Origin of the sequence: Thioalkalivibrio sp. ALE22 (genome assembly GCF_000381445.1) — a bacterium.
Taxonomy (GTDB): domain Bacteria; phylum Pseudomonadota; class Gammaproteobacteria; order Ectothiorhodospirales; family Ectothiorhodospiraceae; genus Thioalkalivibrio.
Genome location: NZ_KB906499.1, coordinates 223,452 through 240,895 on the forward strand (window position 1 = coordinate 223,452; position 17,444 = coordinate 240,895).

The window sequence follows — 17,444 nt, forward strand, 5'->3', positions numbered from 1 at the left end:
AAACGAGCCAGCCGTCTAGGAACACAAGATGCGCTACCACTTTCTAGCCGGAGAGGAGATTTCGGAGTTTTTCTACGCGGCATCTGGCAACGATGCGGGTCGGTTGATCGATGCCGAGTATGAGCGCTTCACCAACAGCGGCTGGGCGTGGATCGCACAGACGGCATTGTTGATGCGAGACGCCGGCCTGGAAGTGACCATTGGCGGCACGCTTCGCCCGGATTCGATAAACGTGGGGCTTGCCGCCGATCTCCGCTCATTGCCGCGTTCCGCTGACTGCTTTCGGGTCAGTGTGGATGCGGACCAGCTGAGGGCGCGCTGGTCCAACCGTTTCGTCGTTCAGAATCAGAGACAGGCGGGAAGGCGGGCGTTTTGGGTGCCGCACTGGCCTCAGCCTGGTTTGCTGAGACGTGACCCGGAACGCAAGCATTTTTCCAACGTCGTGTTTTTTGGATTGGCTCGGAACTTGGAGGGGGACCAGCGGTGGTGGCGGGAAGTCTGTCGCCGGCATGGCATGAAGTTTTCGATTCGCGCCCCATCCGAATGGAACGATTATAGAGATGTGGATGTAGCCATTGGTATCAGAAGTTTCGGCAATAAGGCCTACGACAACAAACCGCCAACAAAACTCATTAATGCTTGGCTTGCCGGTTGTGTATTTATTGGCGGTGCGGATTCCGCTTACCAGCAAATCGGTGTGGCCGGACAGGACCACTTCGTTGCCTCGGATGTGGGAGAGTTGGAGAGCCTGCTGGCGGTGCTGTCTCACCAACCAAGGGTAGGAGAGGATGCTATCGCTGAGGGTCGCCGCCGTCTGAACAAGGTCGGTAGCCGAGAAAATACGCGGGATCGGTGGGTAAAGCTTTTATCCGGCGAGATAAGGGAGTCCTTCGAAAGGTGGTCCGCAGGCCCGAAGGTCGCACGGAAGATCCCAGTGGCTGTTGGGACAGCTGTCGATGGGGGCGTCCTGCTGCGCAACCGGTTGTGGCGTTGGTCCAAAGGCCTCAAAAGTAGACTTGTCTAGCAGATAGACTCAGGAGCGCCCGTTGCAATATCTACCTAAAGCGCCTAGCCCGTCGCCATTTTTTGCTGCCCGGAGGACGCCTTCGGGCGTTCGCGTCGAGGGGAATGAACGGGTTCGGCTAGGGCATGAAGTCGATCTCGGTCACGGGCGAGAATTGGATGGGATCTTCGGCCGATGGGATTGGGACGGAAAAACGTTAGTCGTGGAAAACGATCGGTACGGGATGTACCCACTGTTCTACAGCATTTGGGGGGGCGAGATACGGATTTCCCCATCAATCCGGCATGTGCTGGATGGCTCCTTCCCGAAGACACTCGATTTCGCGGCATTGGCTGTGTTTCAGAGGTTGGGGATCTTCCTGGGGAACGACACACCCTTCGAGAACGTGAGGGTTTTGCCCCCGGGGGTGAGGCTGGAGTGGTCGAGTGAGAAGCACTCAGTGGAGTCGCGTTATGTGAGGAATTCATGCGCAGCATCGAAAGCGGCGAGCATCGAGGAGGCTGCCGACCAGTATGCTCACTTATTTGCAGAAGCCATCCGGCGCAGGAGGCCTCCGCCGGGCGGTTTTGATCTGGCACTCAGCGGGGGCAGGGATTCGCGCCACATCTTTCTGGAATTGTTAGCTCAAGGCCATGCCCCAGGGCGAACCGTTACGGTCCAAGGATATCCCCCAATCGATGACGAAGACCGGCTGATTGCACGGCGCCTCGCGCAGGCCACGGGGCAGTTGCATGACGAGGTGGACTATCCGCCCTCCTACCTCGAGGCTACCTTGCAGGATATCGAGCTGACCGAATTCTGTGCGAGCGGGCACACCTGGCTTGATCCATTGGCCGGCTATTTCTCGCATCGCGGGGTGAATTGTATCTACGATGGCATTGGCGGCGACGTTCTTTCCGCAGGCCATACGCTCACTGAAGAGAAACAGCAGCTCCTTGGTGCTGGCCAGACATCACGGCTCGCTGAGGACTTGTTGGGAGAATCCGGAAACGAGGGGTTTATCCATTCATGTTCTCAAGCCAATTTTCTTAAACGGATACCCCGATCAGTGGCGATCGATCGTTTGGCGGAGGAGCTGGAGCAACACCGCAGTGCAACCAATCCGCTGCTCTCGTTTGTCTTCTGGAACCGTACTCGGCGATGTATCAGCCTTGTTCCCTTTGGCCTCTTGCGAGACGTCGAAACCGTGTTCTGCCCCTACCTAGACCATGATTTGTTCGACTTTCTGATGGATCTGGATCCAGCCTTTGGGCGCCAGGGATTGCATGACGAGACCATTCGCCGCAGTTACCCGGACTACGCGGACATCCCCTATGAATCTGGGGGTGCCTCGACGCCGGGACAGCGCGAGCTAGATCGGTATTACCGCAAGGCAGCGCGCGAGACTCTAGTGTATCTGGCCAGAAACCCTAAGCTGATGCGTTCCCGTCTAGTGAGGACAGGGCGGTTCGCGGCAATGCTTGCTCGTTCTGCGGTGGCCGGGCACTCGGGCAACCTCTGGTACCTCCAGCCGTTGTTAAGAAGGCTGGAAATGGAACGGGTTGTGGGAGGAATCGACGGCCTCTGAGTCCGGGTGTGTTGGTTACTGTGCACTTTCTAGCTACTCCGGACGCAGAAAGTGGAAGTCTTGGATCCTCTTGTCGATGTGGCGGAGCCGGTCCTCGATAATTGCCTCCGAACACAGTTGACAACGGGCATTCTCTACCATCCGCGAGAGCCTTCCCCGAGAAGGCTGCGGCCTTGAGTCCCGTCACCAACCGGCCTTGACGCTGTGAGCGCGCGTCGTGGAGATATTAACTTGTACGTGATTCCTTCGAAGATCGCTGTGATCATCCCCTATTTTCAGCGTGAGCCGGGTCTTTTGCGCAGGTGTGTCCGATCCGTTCTGGATTGGGGAGGCGCGCTTCCGGTTCGTGTGATTGTGGTGGACGACGGGTCCCCTTTGCCTGCTGATCAGGAGATCGGCGACCTCCTCGATAGAGGGGGTATCCAGATCATTCGCAGAGAAAATGGAGGGCCGGGTGCGGCAAGAAACACCGGTCTTGATCATCTGCCTAGTGATATACCGTTCGTGACATTTCTGGACTCAGACGATCAATTGATTGGTCCGTTTCTGGGAGATGCGGTCCGCGCGCTTGGCCGGGGGTTCGACTTGTTCATAGGCGATACGCGTCGAGCTGGGATTTCGAAAACGCGGTTCCTGTGGGCGGATTCCCCAGACCAAAATATTCGTCCAGGGGACCATGCACTGATCGATTCGGAGCATGAGCTTTACGAGTTTTCTGGTGACTTCTTCGACCTCCTAGTTCATCGGAGTAACATCATTAGTGCGAATGCCATGGCTTATCGACTCGATCGGTTTCGCAGCAACCGATTCCCAGAAGATCTGAAGCAGGGTGAGGACAGGTTTTTCAAGCTTCAAATGGGGCAAGCGGTCGAGCGGGTGGCATTCTCCCCACGCATTTATGCCGACGAAGGCGAGGGAGTAAATATATTCGACAAATCGGGTTGGAAGACGGACGGATACCTGCGTCTGACATCCAATTACATTGCGCTGTCGCGCATGGTGCTGGATGAGATCCGGCTTGATGCATCGCAGCGCGCTTTTGTGCGGGGGCAACTGGCCGACTCGCGGCGTGCCTTCGTGGCAGCGGTGCTGCACCAGCTGAGACACCGGAAGCCGCTCGACTGGGCACAGGTCCGGGCGACACTGCGCGGCGATCCGACAGGGGCTGTCCTGTTCCTCCCGAATGTTCTTCGCCTGGTCGCTGGCCACCTTGGAGTAAAGGGACGGCGGCCTCCTGGGTAGGCTATGTTGTCGTCCTAGCATGGCGAATCTGCGATATCGAACACGCGAGCGGGCCATTCCAGAATCAGCTCGGACCTGCAAGAACCTTTCGCGATACGTTCGGGACTTTGGCAAACCCCCCTGCCGCCAGCGATGGCAGAGGGCAAGGCTCGCTCAAGCCATTCGTTCGATGGATGTCCTTTTGGGGTGCCCTTCGTTTCCCACTGGAAGGAATGTTTCGCCATTGGCAGGCCGGTCATCGTGTGCCCGCCCGGGTTCAGGTAAGTGACCGGGTGCTGCCCGTCGTATTCGAGCTCGAGCCGCTGACTGAGGCGGGGTCTCCGCAGGGAAATGGTCAGGGAAAGGGTGGCAGCCAACGGCCGGAATGCGTGTCTCTGAAGGGCGGCTCGCCGCCCAAGCGCGCCACCCAGTAGTCGCCAGTCCAGCGCTGCGAGAGCCCGTTTCGGGAGACCCTTTTCAGCTGGGCGAAGCAGCGGGCGTGGGCGTCCCCAGAGCGTTATTTGAAGGTATTCCTTCGAGGCGTCGGTTTCGCAGCGCTCGAAGTCGGTGAGCCCGAACAGTTGCCCGTCGATCAGGAAGATGGGCGTCCAGCCGGCCAGAGCCGGCGTCTCCAGCAGCGTTTTTGCGGGGATTCGCACAGGAGCGGGACACAGAACCTTGCCCTGCCAGGTCACGTGCAGAGGTATGCCACCGGCATAGCGCAGTTCCACGGTGTCGCGACTGAAGCCCTGCGGGGGTTGTCCGCGAGCCGAGACCAGAGCAAGCGTTCCGGAAGGGTCGCCGACCCTCAGGATTTCCAAGCCGTCGCAGGTGGGTGGTGCGGACTCACATTCCTCCAAGGGGAAAATTCGATCGCGCTCAGTGCGGCCGGCTTGGCCGCGTGACCATGCGACAAGAGCCGCCGCCCAGGCGTTATAGACGGACAGATGCATGTAGTCATCCCACCCAGTCCCGGGCTTTGCGGTGTCTGCGGGATTCAGCCCGAGAAAACCGTCCGGCCGGATCTGGTGGGCCCAGCGTGCCAGCACGCCCTCGAGCATCCGGCCAGGCGCCGTTTTGGGGTGCCGGTCTTCCGCTGCTCCAAGTAGTAGCAGGCTTGCTACGAGGCAGGCGTCTCCGAAAAGCGCGTGGCTGCTCCGGCCGAGACTGCCGACGTGGCCGTGGCCGTCCCATATGTAAAGGCTCCAGGTCAGCAACCTTTTAATAATGGGTTTCCACACATCCTGGTTCCCGTACTCTGCAGCCATGACCGCTACGAACAGCGCCTTGTGGTGGTAGGCCGCGGGCGTCGCCCCGTGTGCTGGTATGCCGGGGTGGGCCGGGTAATCGACGAATGCACCAGAAGGTGTGATCCAGCGGTCAAAGAGCCCTCGCAGGCGCGCATGCGCACGGATTCTGGCGTTACCGTTGGCCTCCTGCAGTTCGCATAACCGGGCCAGCAGGGTCCAGTTGTTGGAGGGATATCCGCGGGAAAGCTTGCACCGTCGCGCCAGGCGTCGAATGTGCGAGACCTCGCTTGCGGATGCGCCGGATTGCTCGAGGTGCTCTGCGAGCAGATTCAGGAGGAATCGGTTGAAGGGGGCGTGCCCTGTCTGGTGCGCCGGCAGGGCCTCCCATGCCTCCAGGGGGTGGCGCCAAAACCCGGAACTGGGACCCTCCTGGATGGCGAGTGCCAGCGCGGTGGCGGTTTGTCCGTAGTGATCCCTGGGCGTAGGGGCCTCGTCCACTGGATCGTAGAGGCTCACCCTGGGCTGGGTGTTGGCACGTAGCGCAGCGGTCAACCTGTTGATGCATTGGTCCAGCACTGCCGCCGTCTGCTTAAAGGGGGCGTTGATCGGGAAGGTCTCCATCAGGGCGTCATCCAGAACCGAATCAGTTTCGGGATGACGATGGCCCCATCAGGGTGCCGGACATGACCGTGTCGCTTTCGGTTTTGACCGGATCGGAGTCGAGGTCGGGGGAGGAGGAAGGTTTCGACTGTACCGGCCTGCTGGCGACCGGAGCCGTAGCGGGCTGTGGGGTCTGTTCCAGTTCTCGGCGCATGATGACGGCCAGAGCGACAAAGGCGTACAGGAGGTTGAAGTAGGCAACGTCCAGAAAGATGCCGGCAATCAGGTAGCCAACGAGCCCTACCTGGAGTGCCCAAGCGTATTCCGACAGCCAGATTTCTCCAGTTCGTTGGCGCGCACCCAGCCGTATACGATTGAGGGTGTGGAAGGTGAACGCGATCAGCAGCAGGAATACGGCTAGGCCGCCGAATCCGTGCTGTCCCAGTATCCCGAAGTACACGCTGTGCGGGGACAGGACGTGGCGCCAGCCACCTTCGAAATTTGCATAACTAATCCACCAGTCATAGCCCAGTGCGGCGTTGCGGAATCCCATCCCGGTTAGTGGCCGTTCCATCGCCATGTTCCAGGCCACGCCCCAAGACTGGATTCGCTGCATGGCGGAGGTGTCTTCCTCGTAGGTCTCGATGGTCTGCCAGCGCTCGACGAGGGGTTCTGGTGCGGTCACGCCGACGACCGCCACCAGGAAGAAGCCGACGAGCACCATCAGCCACTTCTTGTGCATGTGCCAGAAGAGCAGGGGCACAATCGCCAGCAGGCCGACAAACGCCCCGCGCGAGTGAGTCGCGAGGATGGCGATGGCTGTCAGCCAGAAGACGCCATATAGAAACCAGCTGATGGGGCGCGAGAATCGACGGAGTAGGTCGAATCCAAGGTCGACCCACTGGTGATGGAACATACGCGCGCTCACCAAGACAAGCGGCAGAACCATAATCATGGCCAATCCGATATAGGTGTTTCCGGAGAGATACGACCCGGCAGGGCCGAGGACCATGTAAGCGCCGCCGGTCTGGATCGCGAACAATCCACCCTTGAACCCGTAGAAGGCGAGCGAGGCGGTAATGACCAGCAGCAGCCAGACGATGCGGCGTTCGCCGTAGATCAGCAGCGGGGTAATGAACGTAATCAGCAGGATCTTCATGAAGTGGAACCAGAAGTCCCACGCCCCGCTCGAGTTGACCGCGAAGTGGCTGGTCATCGCGAAATAGCCCGCCAGTGCGAACAGCATCACCGTCTCGCGGGTGAACGGGAACGGCTTCCGGTCCTTCGCCAGGAACAGTGCGATCAGGGTGGCACCGCCGAAGTAGGTGGCTAGGGGTGCGCCGCGCATGAAGGTCCAGGTGTGCCACTGGGGCGCAAAGAGCCCGACCCAGAACCAGGCCAGGATGCCGATCCACGCGTAGCGCACGATCAGGGGCACGAGCACGACGACGATCAGGGCGAGCAGGTAATCACGCATGCAGTTCGAACCTCGCGCCGCTGTGGCTGGTTCAGGCGATAGGGGCTGGCTCATGGCCCGTTTCGTCGCATGTTACACGCGGCCGCTCCCGTGTAACCCCGGGCCGACGAACGGGCTACTAACGGTGCGCCTGGGCTGCGGCCGGAAGCCGCTGATGCCTGGGGTATGATCGAGCCGTCAGTTTCCGATAGCCCCGGGCGCCGAGATGTCCTTTCTTGTGCACGATTCCGTATGGATGCAAGCCGATAGCGCAGCGGCCGCCCCGGCCCTGCGCTTTCGGGAGGAGGGCGAGGACTACGCGACGTTGGCGACCGGTATCGAGCGGGCATCTACGCGCCTTCTGGGGTGCGGTCTGGGGCGCCAGGAACGGGTGGCGGTCTACCTCGACAAGCGTCCGGAGACGGTGCATGCCCTGTTCGGCGCCGCCCGGGCCGGTGGCGTCTTCGTGCCGGTGAACCCGTTGCTCAAGGCGGAGCAGGTGGCGCATATCCTGCGCGACTGCAATGTGCGCATCCTCGTTACCTCAGCGGACCGCCTTTCGGCGCTGAGTCCGGTCCTCGCCGGCTGCCCCGATCTGCACACGGTGCTGCTTGTGGGGCGGGAGCCTAGCCAGGACTCGGGCGATGCCGAGGTCGGGCATGTCCGAGTGGATGCCTGGGATGCCGCGCCGGAGCGTGACGGCTTGCGCCCGCACCGGGTGATCGATACGGACATGGCGGCGATCCTCTACACCTCCGGGAGTACCGGACGTCCCAAGGGGGTCGTGCTCTCGCATCGCAACATGGTCGCGGGGGCGCAAAGCGTTGCGACCTATCTGGAGAACCGGCCCGAGGATCGTCTCCTCGCCGTGCTGCCGTTCAGCTTCGACTACGGCCTGAGCCAGTTGACCACGGCGTTTCGCACCGGGGCCCAGACTGTTTTGCTGAACTACCTGCTCCCGCGCGACGTGGTTCGGGCCGTGGCGCGGTATGAGATCACCGGTCTGGCCGCCGTGCCGCCGTTGTGGATCCAGCTCGCTGGCCTGGACTGGCCCGAAGAGGCGCAGCGGTCGTTGCGCTACCTCACCAACTCCGGCGGTGCGATGCCGAAGGAGACACTGGCCGCCCTGCGCCAGCGTCTGCCGCGTACGGATTGCTACCTGATGTATGGCCTGACCGAGGCGTTTCGCTCTACCTACCTGCCGCCGGCCGAGCTGGACCGGCGTCCGGGGTCCATGGGGCGGGCCATCCCCAACGCGGAGATCCAGGTGGTACGGCCGGATGGCAGCCTCTGTGCGCCGGGCGAGCCGGGTGAACTCGTGCATCGTGGCGCGCTGGTTGCCATGGGGTACTGGAACGACCCCGAGCGCACGGCAGAGCGGTTTCGGCCCGCACCCGGGCAGCCGCCTGGCGTGCCGCTGCCCGAGATCGCGGTGTGGTCCGGCGATACCGTGCGTATGGATGAGGATGGCTTTCTTTATTTCGTGGGGCGGCGCGACGAGATGATCAAGACCTCCGGCTATCGCGTGAGCCCCAACGAGGTGGAAGAGGCGGCCTATGCCTCCGGGCTGGTGGCCGAGGTCGCCGCGCTCGGGGTGGAGCATCCGACGCTGGGGCAGGCCATCGTACTGGTGGCCCTGCCGCAGCAGCCGGATCTGAGCCCGGAGACCCTGATCGATGCGCTGCGCCCCGGCCTGCCGGGGTTCATGTTGCCGGCGCATGTGGGGCTGCGCACCGAGCCGCTGCCGCGCAACGCCAACGGCAAGATCGATCGCAAGGCGCTGGCCGCCGAGTTCGGAGACCTGTTCCGGGAGGGGGTGCCGGCATGAGTGATACCCGCCCCGAGCACTGTGCGCTGCATCCGTTCCGGGTGGTGGACGACCGCCTGGAACTTGGCGGGCAGTCGCTGATGGAGCTGGCGGCCCGAGTCGGCCAGACACCCTTCTATGCCTACAGCCGGGAGGCTATGACCGAACGGGTTGCGCAGTTGCGCGCGGGACTCCCGCAGGGGCTGTCGCTGCACTATGCGATCAAGGCGAACCCGATGCCGGCGGTTGTGCAGCACATGGCTGGCTTGGTGGATGGGCTCGATGTGGCCTCCAGCCGAGAGATGCAGGTGGCACTGGATACCGGCACGGCGCCGGGGGATATCAGCTTTGCGGGTCCCGGCAAATCGATACCCGAGCTGGAGGCGGCGGTGGCGGCCGGGATTACCATCAACCTGGAATCGCCGACGGAACTGGAGCGGATCGGGGCCATTGCAGAACGCACGGGGCGGCAGGCGCACGTGGCGGTCCGAGTCAACCCGGACTTCGAGCTCAAAAGCTCCGGCATGCGCATGAGCGGCGGCCCCAAGGCCTTCGGCGTGGATGCCGAGCGTGTGCCCGAGCTGCTGGCCCGTATCGGCGAGCTGGGCCTGCACTTCCGCGGGTTTCACATCTTTTCCGGCTCACAGAACCTGCGCCCGGAAACCCTGGTCGAGGCGCAGGGGCATACCTTCGATCTCGCCCTGCGCCTGGCCGAGTCGGCACCGGGGCCGGTCGAGATGCTGAACATTGGCGGTGGCTTCGGCATCCCATATTTCCCGGGGGATCAGCCGCTGGATCTCGGGCCCATCGCGGAACACCTGGAGAACCGCCTGCCGGGGGTGCGCGAGGCGCTGCCGGATGCGGAGATCATGCTGGAGCTGGGTCGCTATCTCGTCGGCGAGGCCGGCATCTACGTGGCCGAGGTGCTGGACCGCAAGGAGTCCCGTGGTCAGGTCTTTCTGGTCACGAACGGCGGGCTGCACCACCACCTGGCTGCCTCCGGCAACTTCGGCCAGGTGATCCGCAAGAACTATCCGGTGGTGGTGGGCAACCGGGTGCATGGCCACGAGCGTGAGCTCGTGAACGTGGTCGGCCCGCTGTGTACCCCGCTGGACGTGCTGGCCCAGCAGATGGAGTTGGCGCGTGCCGATGTGGGCGATCTGATCGTGGTCTTCCAGTCGGGTGCCTACGGCTATACCGCTAGCCCGACGCGCTTTCTGAGCCATCCGGAACCGGTGGAGATCCTGGTGTGAGCACCGCCGTTGCCGCTTCCGTGGAGCCCTCGGCGTTGCCGCTGGCGCGGCAGAGCGTGTACCTGCCCTTCCGCTTCGGGTATCGCACGCTGGCGGAGCCGGTGCGCACGATGCAGGTGCTGCAGCTCCCGTTTACCCGGATTCGTGTCGAGCATGCCGAGCAGATCCTCGCGGCTGCACCGGAGGAGGACTGCCTGATCCGCTCCATGCCGGTGGAGGCGCCTTTGCCCCGCATCTCGCGGTTCCGGGGGCGGCTGCGCTTCGTGCCGCGGCAGTACCAGCGCCACTTCATTGACCTGACGACCGGCTGGGAGGCCTATCAGGCGCGTTTTTCCTCGAAATCGAGGTCGAGCATGCGCCGCAAGGTGCGCAAGCTGGCAGACGCTTCCGGAGGCGCGGTGGACTGGCGCCAGTACGACACGCCAGAAGGTATACAGGAATTTCATCAGCTGGCTCGCGAGGTCTCGTCGCGGACCTATCAGGAACGGCTGCTGGATGCGGGGCTTCCGGGCAGCGAGGGATTCATCGAGCAGATGCTGGAGCGTGCGCGCGAGGGGCGGGTGCGGGGCTACCTGCTGTTCCTGCACGGGCAGCCCATTGCATATTTGTATTGTCCGATCGATGACGGAATCCTGCGGTATGCATTCCTCGGATACCTCCAGGAACATGCCGACCTGTCGCCCGGCACGGTCCTGCAGTGGCTGGTGCTGGAGGCGCTGTTCCGCGAGGGTCGGTTTGCCCTGTTTGATTTCAGCCCGGGTGAGGGGGCGCACAAGTCGCTGTTCGGAAAGGATGCCCGCTTTTGCGCCGACTTGTACTTGTTGCGCCCGTCCTGGCGTAACCGCGCCCTGGTGTACTCGTATCTGGCGGTAACGGACCTTTCGCGCCTGGTCAGCGCCGCCCTTGGCCGCCTGCGGCTGAAGGGGCGGGCCAAGCGTCATGCCAGGGCCGCCTCGGCCGGTTGAGACGAGAGAGCTCGTGCGCCGTTTGCGGCTGTCACCGATGACGCTCGAGGCCTCCTCGCTTTGGTTGCTGAAGCGCGTGACCGGCATCCAGGTGCACTGGCTCTATCAACTGGGTGCGAATACGCCGCATGGTGGCCAATCCCGAGGCATGCCGGCCGATGCGCGTCATCACCAGTTCATTGATGTGGCGGGGTTCGATGGTTTGCCCGAGGAGCATGCCCGGGCCATCGCGGGACACACCGGCCGATCCCCTCGTCGCCTGTTGCGCGAGGGGGGGCGCATCCATGCGCTGGAGTCGAATGGACGGATCGTCTCCCAGCTCAACGTGCAGTTCGGCGAATTCGATGTGTCCACGCCGATTCCGTTGCGCTTCTGCCTGCCGAGCGATGCCTTCTTCGTGTCCTTCCTGTACACACCGCCAGCCGAGCGTGGTCACGGGTACGCCCAGATCCTGTTGCGACATGCCTGCGAGGCCCTGTTCCAGGAAGGCTATGGCCGCGCGTTTTGTCATGTGCGCTCCACCAATCTGGCGTCGCGCCAGGCGTTCCGGCGTGCGGGCTGGCGGCCGGCGGGGGGTATCGTCGCGACTACGTCCGGACGTCTGCTCGCAAGCCCCGGCACACGCAGGCGGGGGTTCGGCGTGAGCCCCCTCAAAGCCGTCGCAGAGCCTTCCGGGCCCGCTCCTTGAGTTTCGTGCGTTCGGCGAATGACGAGAGGATGTCCGAGAGCGCGTTGAAGGAGCCCAACAAGGCATATCGGATTGTTCCGCGCCAGTTTCGAGGGAACAGATAGAACTTGCCTTCGCGGCGACACTGGTTCGAGAGCTTGCGTTTCGCCGCGTTGTCGCCGTGCAGCATGTCGATGCAGTTGACTCTTGGCGATATGGAACAGAGGTCCTGGATGGTTCGTGCCTGCAGCACAATGCCGGGATGCCAGTCGGCCCAGTCCGGGTCATAGCCGATGTGGTGGCTGAAATAAGTCCCTTGAAAGACGAAGCCGACTCTCCAGGCAACGAGTGTCTGGTCGACAAACAAGCCGTAACATCGTGCGTAGCCGCGTTCGGCTGCAGCCTTCAACATCCGCTCAATCCAGTGTCCCCGCTTGACCCCCAGTCCGAGCAGGCGGCTTTGGTAGGTGCGGGCCGACACGGGCTCGACCGTATCAAGGAATGGCGTGATCTCTTCCGGTCGGGAGAAGACTTCCAGGCGGGTACCGTGGCCGAAGTGTTCGCTGAATCGGCGTTCACTACGGCGGATGTCCTGGCGAGCCTTGCGTGGCAGCGACCCGAGGTATTCATCGAAAGTGTCGGGCAAAGCGGCGAGGCGGCGTGTGTCTGTCTCGCCGCTTTGCAGCACGTGGTAATGACGGCGAAGCTCGGTCGATTGCAATGCGTGCCAGAGGGGCTCGCTTTCGATCACACCGATCAGGAACACCACGCCGCGCCGGTCCAGCTGTTCCCGCAGCGCGGAGAGGATGGCGGTCAGGTCGTCTTGCGACCAGTCGGGCAGGTTGCCGGTGAGTACGTGGCGCCGGATCTCGATGCGCCGCAGGGCCATGCCACCGAGCACGAAGCTGAGGGCCCCGTCGTGGACATAGATTGGTAACTGGCGGTAGTCCTTTTCGGCCAGCAGCACGCGGCCGTGGCCCGGGTGACGAATGGCGAGCAGCCACTCCGGGTCATGTTCCATCATGGTACCCGGCGCCGGGGGAGCGAAGGCCTCGGCCGGCGAGGCCTCGCGCAGGTGCCAGCGCGTTGTGTGGGCATCATCACCGCGCTGCGTCGCTGCTCGGGTCTGCACGTCTATACCCCAACCCGGGCGTGGTTCAACCGGTTGACCAGGATGCGCCCCAGGGCGTGGTAGGCGGGCACGTCCAGCGTATCTTCGTGGGGGGTTGCCGGCACGTTGCCGAGTGCGCTCATGCAGGCCGGCTCCAGACCGGGTGTTTCCGTGACGAACTCGCACAGCCGTTCCAGGCGGTGTCGAGTCACGCGATCGATGGCTGGCGGCCGGGTGGCGTCGCCCCGGTGCTTGACGAACTCGAATGGGTGGGTGAGAACTACGACATCCGATATCCCCTGTTCACAGGCCTTTTTCAGGACAGTGCGGGTCTCCGGCCAGGAGCAGCCCGTGATCGTGAGGGTCTTGTGGTGGCGCCGCCCGGGCCAGCGGAAGTCAGAGTAGGTGGTGACCGGGAACTCGCGAATGCCGTCGATATCGTGGTGCCCGGCGAACAACTGCAACTCTGGTTCGTGCGGACGGAAGATCGCGAGGCCGATGTTCGAGGCCATCCCGATGCCGCATTGGCGCATCGCCGCGTACACGCCCAGTCCGACCTTGAGTCCACCGGTGCGCAGGACGCCGGGGGCGGGCAGCCCCCAGCGGCGAAACGTGTCCTGGCCTATCTGGATCAGGCGCACCTGTTCGTCTTCGCTGCGGCGAGTGATGTCGTCGTTCGGTGGGTCTACCTGAAGCCTTTGGGCCCAGTCCGACTTTTCGAAGTACGTCCAGCAGGGGTGCAGGTGGAGCTGCACGTCATGCCCGCGTGCGGCAATCTCACGCGCGATGTTTCCCATCGGCTCGTCGCCGAAATAGCAGGTGTTCAGGGTCTCGACAAAGAAGGTGCCGCGGATGCCGTGCTGTTCCAGGGTCGCCATCAGATAGCCCAGGCCTTCCGAGCGGCCCTGGCGCTCGCAGTACACGGATGCAGGCCCGACCGGCGTCCGATTCTCCGGATCGGCAAAGGCCCCGCCAATGCTGAACTCGGTGTCGACCGTCATGTGTACACGAGTAGTCATACGCGACAAGGCTCTGTAGTGCTGGCCATAAGTCGAGTTTGGTTTGAGACGAGTGTCCGTTCGTGGACTCGGTGGGCGAACGTTCCGCGTCCATTAAGGAAAGCTATCCAAAATTTGGAATTCGTGCGAACCATTACGCGCCCTTGTCGACTGAATAACGCAGTGTCTTTATCAGTTCTCTGATGATTCTGTCGGGTTGAAGTTCGTGTCGTTCCGAGTGTTCATGAGCGGCTTGTGACAGGCTGGTCCAATAGTTGCGGTCATACCAAACCCGGTTTAGTGCGGTTTGCCAGGCGTTTAGGTCCGCAGCCGGTAAGAGAAGACCCCCATTCCCCAGTGCCTCCGGTATTCCACCCCTATCGCTAGCCAAAACCGGAATGCCGGAGAACTGAGCTTCCGAAATCACTCGTCCCCAGGCTTCTTCCCACTGGCTGGGGGCTAGAATGATTCGTGCAGATCCGTATACAGGCCGCATGTCTTTTTGTCGCTTCCAGAACGTCACGTTGGGAAGGCGTTTGATGTCTGATAGTAATCTTGAGCGTGCTTTTTTTGTTTGGGGCCATCCCTCAACAAATAGAAAAGGTATGTCCGGGTTTTTCTTGGCAAGGCCTATGGCTATGTCGAGGCCTTTCTTTCTTACTGGGTTTATGAATACAACCTTATTTCCAGGCTGATTGGTGCGGTATTCGTCTGCGTTGAATAGGTTGTGTATCACAGTGCTTTTCCGGCCGAATTTTTTTTCAAACCGAGAGGCCGTAAATTTTGAGTTAGAAATGACAGTAGCGGGTTCGAATGGGATGTTTTCTTCCCGGAATTCAACATCGCGGACATGCAGGGCAGTGGGGACGCCCAAGCGTTCCAGTTCGCGTCCCAAATCAAGACGCCCGGTTCCTTGAAGTAGTGCCACATCAGGACATACCTGGTCCACGATGCGGGGTAGGTCCCGCGTCATCATGGGTGTCCGGTATACAGGGTAGCCTTGCCCAAACCGCTCCGGACGCGGGGGGGCACCGAGAACGATGCGCTTTGACAGGGTCTTGAGACCATGGCGATCTAACGTCCGAAGACGAGAGAGGACTGTCGGCTGTGTGTCGTGCTTAAGGAGGGCGTTGGCCAGGTCGTGCACGCTTGACTCTATTCCACCTGAACGCTGTGGGAGGAATAGGCGATTCATCGCAAAAAGGATTCTCATGGCAGGGAACTCCGTCCGTTGAATGCCATGTGCCTGGCTTCGGCGTCTGATAGGCAGGCCCCGTGATCATCTGCGGTGGTCATGCGGCGTTTCGCTCGCGGGGTTCGGCGAGGTTGCGGGCCAGGCGCAGGCCGAAGCGCATGGGGGTGCGGTCCCAGGGCGTGAAGCGCGGAAGCTGGTACGGGTCGGAATCGATGCGTGCGGCGCCGGCGGCGGTGGAGACGGCGGCATCGAAGCCGCAGTCGCGCGCGATCTGGATGTGTTCGGCGGCGTAGTCGCGGCCGGGACGGCCGTTCGGGTAGGCGAACAGCCGCAGGGGCCGGCTCAGCATCTGCTCCAGATCGGTCTTGCCGCGCTGAATCTCGGCGCGGGCGGTGTCGGCATCCACTTCGGTCAGGATCGGGTGAGTGGCCGTGTGCCCGCCGATCCCCATGCCCGCCGCTGCCAGCTCGTGGACCTGGGCGCGGGTCATCATCAGGTCGTTCGGCAGATCGATCGCGAAACGCCGGGCCAGTGCCTCGGTACCGGCGGTTCGCTGCTCGGCAGGCTGGTACTTGAACTGGCTGATCAGGGCGTGGATCAGCTTCAGCCGGTCCTGGTGGGTCTCCAGCGTCCACTCGCCAAGGCCTTCCGGGCCCAGGTCGGCATTTTTCGGCAGGCGGCGCACCGTCTCGATCAGGGTGTCGTTGAACATGCGTCCGCCGTCGAGATACCCGGTGGCGATGAAGAACGTGGCCGGGGCGCCCTCCTCGCGCAGGATGGGCAGGGCGACCTCGGCGTTGTCGGCATAGCCGTCATCGAAGGTCACACTGACTGCGCGGGCGGGCAGCGTGCCGGCCCGCAGGCGGTCCACGGCTTCGTCCAGTGGAAGCGGGTTCATGGATCGGGCGAGGAGCCGCATCTGCCAGCGGAAGTCGTCGGCGTGCGGATCGCCAGGCAACAACGGGTCGGGTGCGGGCAGTACGCGGTGGTAGATCAGGATGGACAGGCGTGCGCGGGCGCCGCCGGGCGACATCAGGGACAGCAGCGAGCGCAGCAGCATGGCGGTCAGCCCGTGGCTTGGGCGCGCGGTTCTTGCCCCAGCCATCGGGCGATGACGGCCGCGATGCGTTCCCCAGCCCGGCCATCCCAGTACTGCGGCACGCGGCCCTTCTTGCCCCCATGGTCCATGACGTCACGGAAGGCGGCCTGCAGGCGTTCCGGGTCGTGTCCGACCAGGACATTGGTGCCGGCGTCGATGGTGATGGGCCGCTCGGTATTCTCCCGCAGAGTGATGCAGGGGACGCCCAGGGCGGTGGTCTCTTCCTGCATGCCGCCGGAGTCGGTGAGGACCACTCGCGCGTCCTTCATCAGGCCCAGCATTTCTAGATAGCCCGCTGGTGGCAGTACCGCGATGGCCGCCTCGTTCAGGTGGTGTTCCAGCCCGGAGGCCCGCAGCCGGTCACGAGTACGGGGGTGCAGTGGAAAGACCAGGGGCAGCTCGCGGGCGATGCTCGCGAGGGTGGTGATCAGGCGTTCCAGGGTTGCCGGATCGTCGACATTGGACGGGCGGTGCAGGGTCAGTACGCCATAGGCGCCGTCCGGGGCGAAACGGGCCGGGTCCACACCCACGGCCTGCAGGGAGTCGCTCCAGGGGAGGGCCCGGTCCAGGTTGTGGAGCTGGGTGTCGATCATCACGTTGCCGACGAAGTGGACGCGCTCGCGTTCGATCCCCTCGCGGGCGAGGTTGTCGATGGCGTGTCCTTCGGTTGTGAACAGGAGATCGGAGATCTGGTCGGTCAGGACCCGGTTGATCTCTTCCGGCATGCGTCGATCATAGCTGCGCAGGCCGGCCTCTACGTGGATGACGCCGATCCCCTTCTTGGCCGCGACCAGGGCGCAGGCAATGGTGGAGTTTACGTCGCCCACGACCAGAACGGCCTGTGGATTCAGGCGGTCGAGTACCGGTTCGAAGCGGCTCATGACCTCGGCGGTCTGGACGGCGTGGGAGGAGGAGCCGACCTCCAGGTTGATGTCCGGGTACGGGATGTTCAGATCGGTGAAGAAGCGCTCGTTCATCGCCGGGTCGTAGTGCTGGCCGGTATGTACGAGCTGGGCACTGATGCCGGCGTCTGTCAGTGCGCGCATCACCGGGCCAATCTTCATGAAGTTCGGCCGTGCGCCGACCACGCACAGGATTTCGCATTGCGGCTGGGCAGTCATGGGCTATCGAGACATCCTGTGGGCGCATGGGCGGGCCCGCTCGCGACGACGCCAACGGGCGCGGCTCGGCATCCTTGTCGGGTTCGTCGGCCCGGTCCGGATCCCTGTCG

The 17,444-nt window shown here is 62.8% G+C and carries 14 protein-coding genes; 7 read left to right on the plus strand and 7 right to left on the minus strand.

Annotated elements, in window-relative coordinates; translation table 11 throughout:
* Window positions 1-28 precede the first annotated feature (28 nt).
* From F793_RS0101125 to F793_RS0101135, 3 genes are all read left to right on the plus strand, one after another.
* Window positions 29-1,024 carry a hypothetical protein gene (locus tag F793_RS0101125; protein WP_018881902.1) on the plus strand — a complete coding sequence of 332 codons (996 nt, stop codon included), beginning with the start codon at window positions 29-31 and terminating at the stop codon, window positions 1,022-1,024.
* Between the two features lie 223 nt (window positions 1,025-1,247).
* Complete coding sequence (locus F793_RS0101130; protein ID WP_018881901.1) at window positions 1,248-2,591, plus strand: asparagine synthase-related protein; 1,344 nt, start codon at window positions 1,248-1,250, stop codon at window positions 2,589-2,591.
* A 231-nt stretch (window positions 2,592-2,822) separates the two neighbouring features.
* Window positions 2,823-3,833, plus strand: coding sequence for a glycosyltransferase family 2 protein (locus tag F793_RS0101135; protein ID WP_026280830.1), 1,011 nt, complete (start codon window positions 2,823-2,825; stop codon window positions 3,831-3,833).
* 14 nt (window positions 3,834-3,847) lie between these two features.
* Here the strand turns inward: F793_RS0101135 and F793_RS0101140 are convergent, their stop codons facing one another.
* Window positions 3,848-5,683, minus strand: coding sequence for a hypothetical protein (locus F793_RS0101140; protein ID WP_018881898.1), 1,836 nt, complete (start codon window positions 5,681-5,683; stop codon window positions 3,848-3,850).
* A 22-nt stretch (window positions 5,684-5,705) separates the two neighbouring features.
* Window positions 5,706-7,139 carry a putative O-glycosylation ligase, exosortase A system-associated gene (locus F793_RS0101145; protein ID WP_018881897.1) on the minus strand — a complete coding sequence of 478 codons (1,434 nt, stop codon included), beginning with the start codon at window positions 7,137-7,139 and terminating at the stop codon, window positions 5,706-5,708.
* A gap of 235 nt (window positions 7,140-7,374) precedes the next feature.
* Here F793_RS0101145 and F793_RS0101150 point away from each other — a divergent pair, with 235 nt between their 5' ends.
* From F793_RS0101150 to F793_RS0101165, 4 genes are read left to right on the plus strand one after another with little or no spacing between them, the layout of a single operon-like run.
* On the plus strand, window positions 7,375-8,946 hold the full coding sequence (locus F793_RS0101150; RefSeq protein ID WP_018881896.1) for an acyl-CoA ligase (AMP-forming), exosortase A system-associated: 1,572 nt from the start codon (window positions 7,375-7,377) through the stop codon (window positions 8,944-8,946).
* Window positions 8,943-10,178, plus strand: coding sequence for a pyridoxal-dependent decarboxylase, exosortase A system-associated (locus tag F793_RS0101155; RefSeq protein ID WP_018881895.1), 1,236 nt, complete (start codon window positions 8,943-8,945; stop codon window positions 10,176-10,178). The genes F793_RS0101150 and F793_RS0101155 overlap by 4 nt, the downstream gene beginning before the upstream one ends.
* On the plus strand, window positions 10,175-11,143 hold the full coding sequence (locus F793_RS0101160) for a GNAT family N-acetyltransferase (RefSeq protein WP_018881894.1): 969 nt from the start codon (window positions 10,175-10,177) through the stop codon (window positions 11,141-11,143). The genes F793_RS0101155 and F793_RS0101160 overlap by 4 nt, the downstream gene beginning before the upstream one ends.
* A gap of 37 nt (window positions 11,144-11,180) precedes the next feature.
* On the plus strand, window positions 11,181-11,831 hold the full coding sequence (locus F793_RS0101165) for a GNAT family N-acetyltransferase (RefSeq protein WP_018881893.1): 651 nt from the start codon (window positions 11,181-11,183) through the stop codon (window positions 11,829-11,831).
* On the opposite strand, the gene F793_RS0101170 is transcribed toward F793_RS0101165, so the two are convergent.
* The 5 genes from F793_RS0101170 to wecB form a co-directional block, all read right to left on the minus strand.
* The gene (locus F793_RS0101170) at window positions 11,794-12,834 is read right to left on the minus strand and encodes a GNAT family N-acetyltransferase (RefSeq protein ID WP_018881892.1); all 1,041 of its coding nucleotides are present in this window, start codon (window positions 12,832-12,834) and stop codon (window positions 11,794-11,796) included. The two genes, F793_RS0101165 and F793_RS0101170, sit on opposite strands and share 38 nt — an antisense overlap.
* Window positions 12,835-12,944: 110 nt before the next feature.
* Window positions 12,945-13,940, minus strand: coding sequence for a polysaccharide deacetylase (locus F793_RS0101175; protein WP_026280827.1), 996 nt, complete (start codon window positions 13,938-13,940; stop codon window positions 12,945-12,947).
* A 133-nt stretch (window positions 13,941-14,073) separates the two neighbouring features.
* Window positions 14,074-14,895 carry a glycosyltransferase gene (locus F793_RS13485; RefSeq protein ID WP_231366517.1) on the minus strand — a complete coding sequence of 274 codons (822 nt, stop codon included), beginning with the start codon at window positions 14,893-14,895 and terminating at the stop codon, window positions 14,074-14,076.
* 316 nt (window positions 14,896-15,211) lie between these two features.
* Window positions 15,212-16,174: a polysaccharide deacetylase family protein gene (locus F793_RS0101180; protein ID WP_018881890.1), complete on the minus strand. Its 963-nt coding sequence runs from the start codon at window positions 16,172-16,174 to the stop codon at window positions 15,212-15,214.
* Window positions 16,175-16,179: 5 nt separating this feature from the next.
* A complete protein-coding gene (gene wecB / locus F793_RS0101185) occupies window positions 16,180-17,334 on the minus strand; it encodes a non-hydrolyzing UDP-N-acetylglucosamine 2-epimerase (RefSeq protein WP_018881889.1) in 1,155 nt (384 codons plus the stop codon).
* Between the last annotated feature and the right edge of the window lie 110 nt (window positions 17,335-17,444).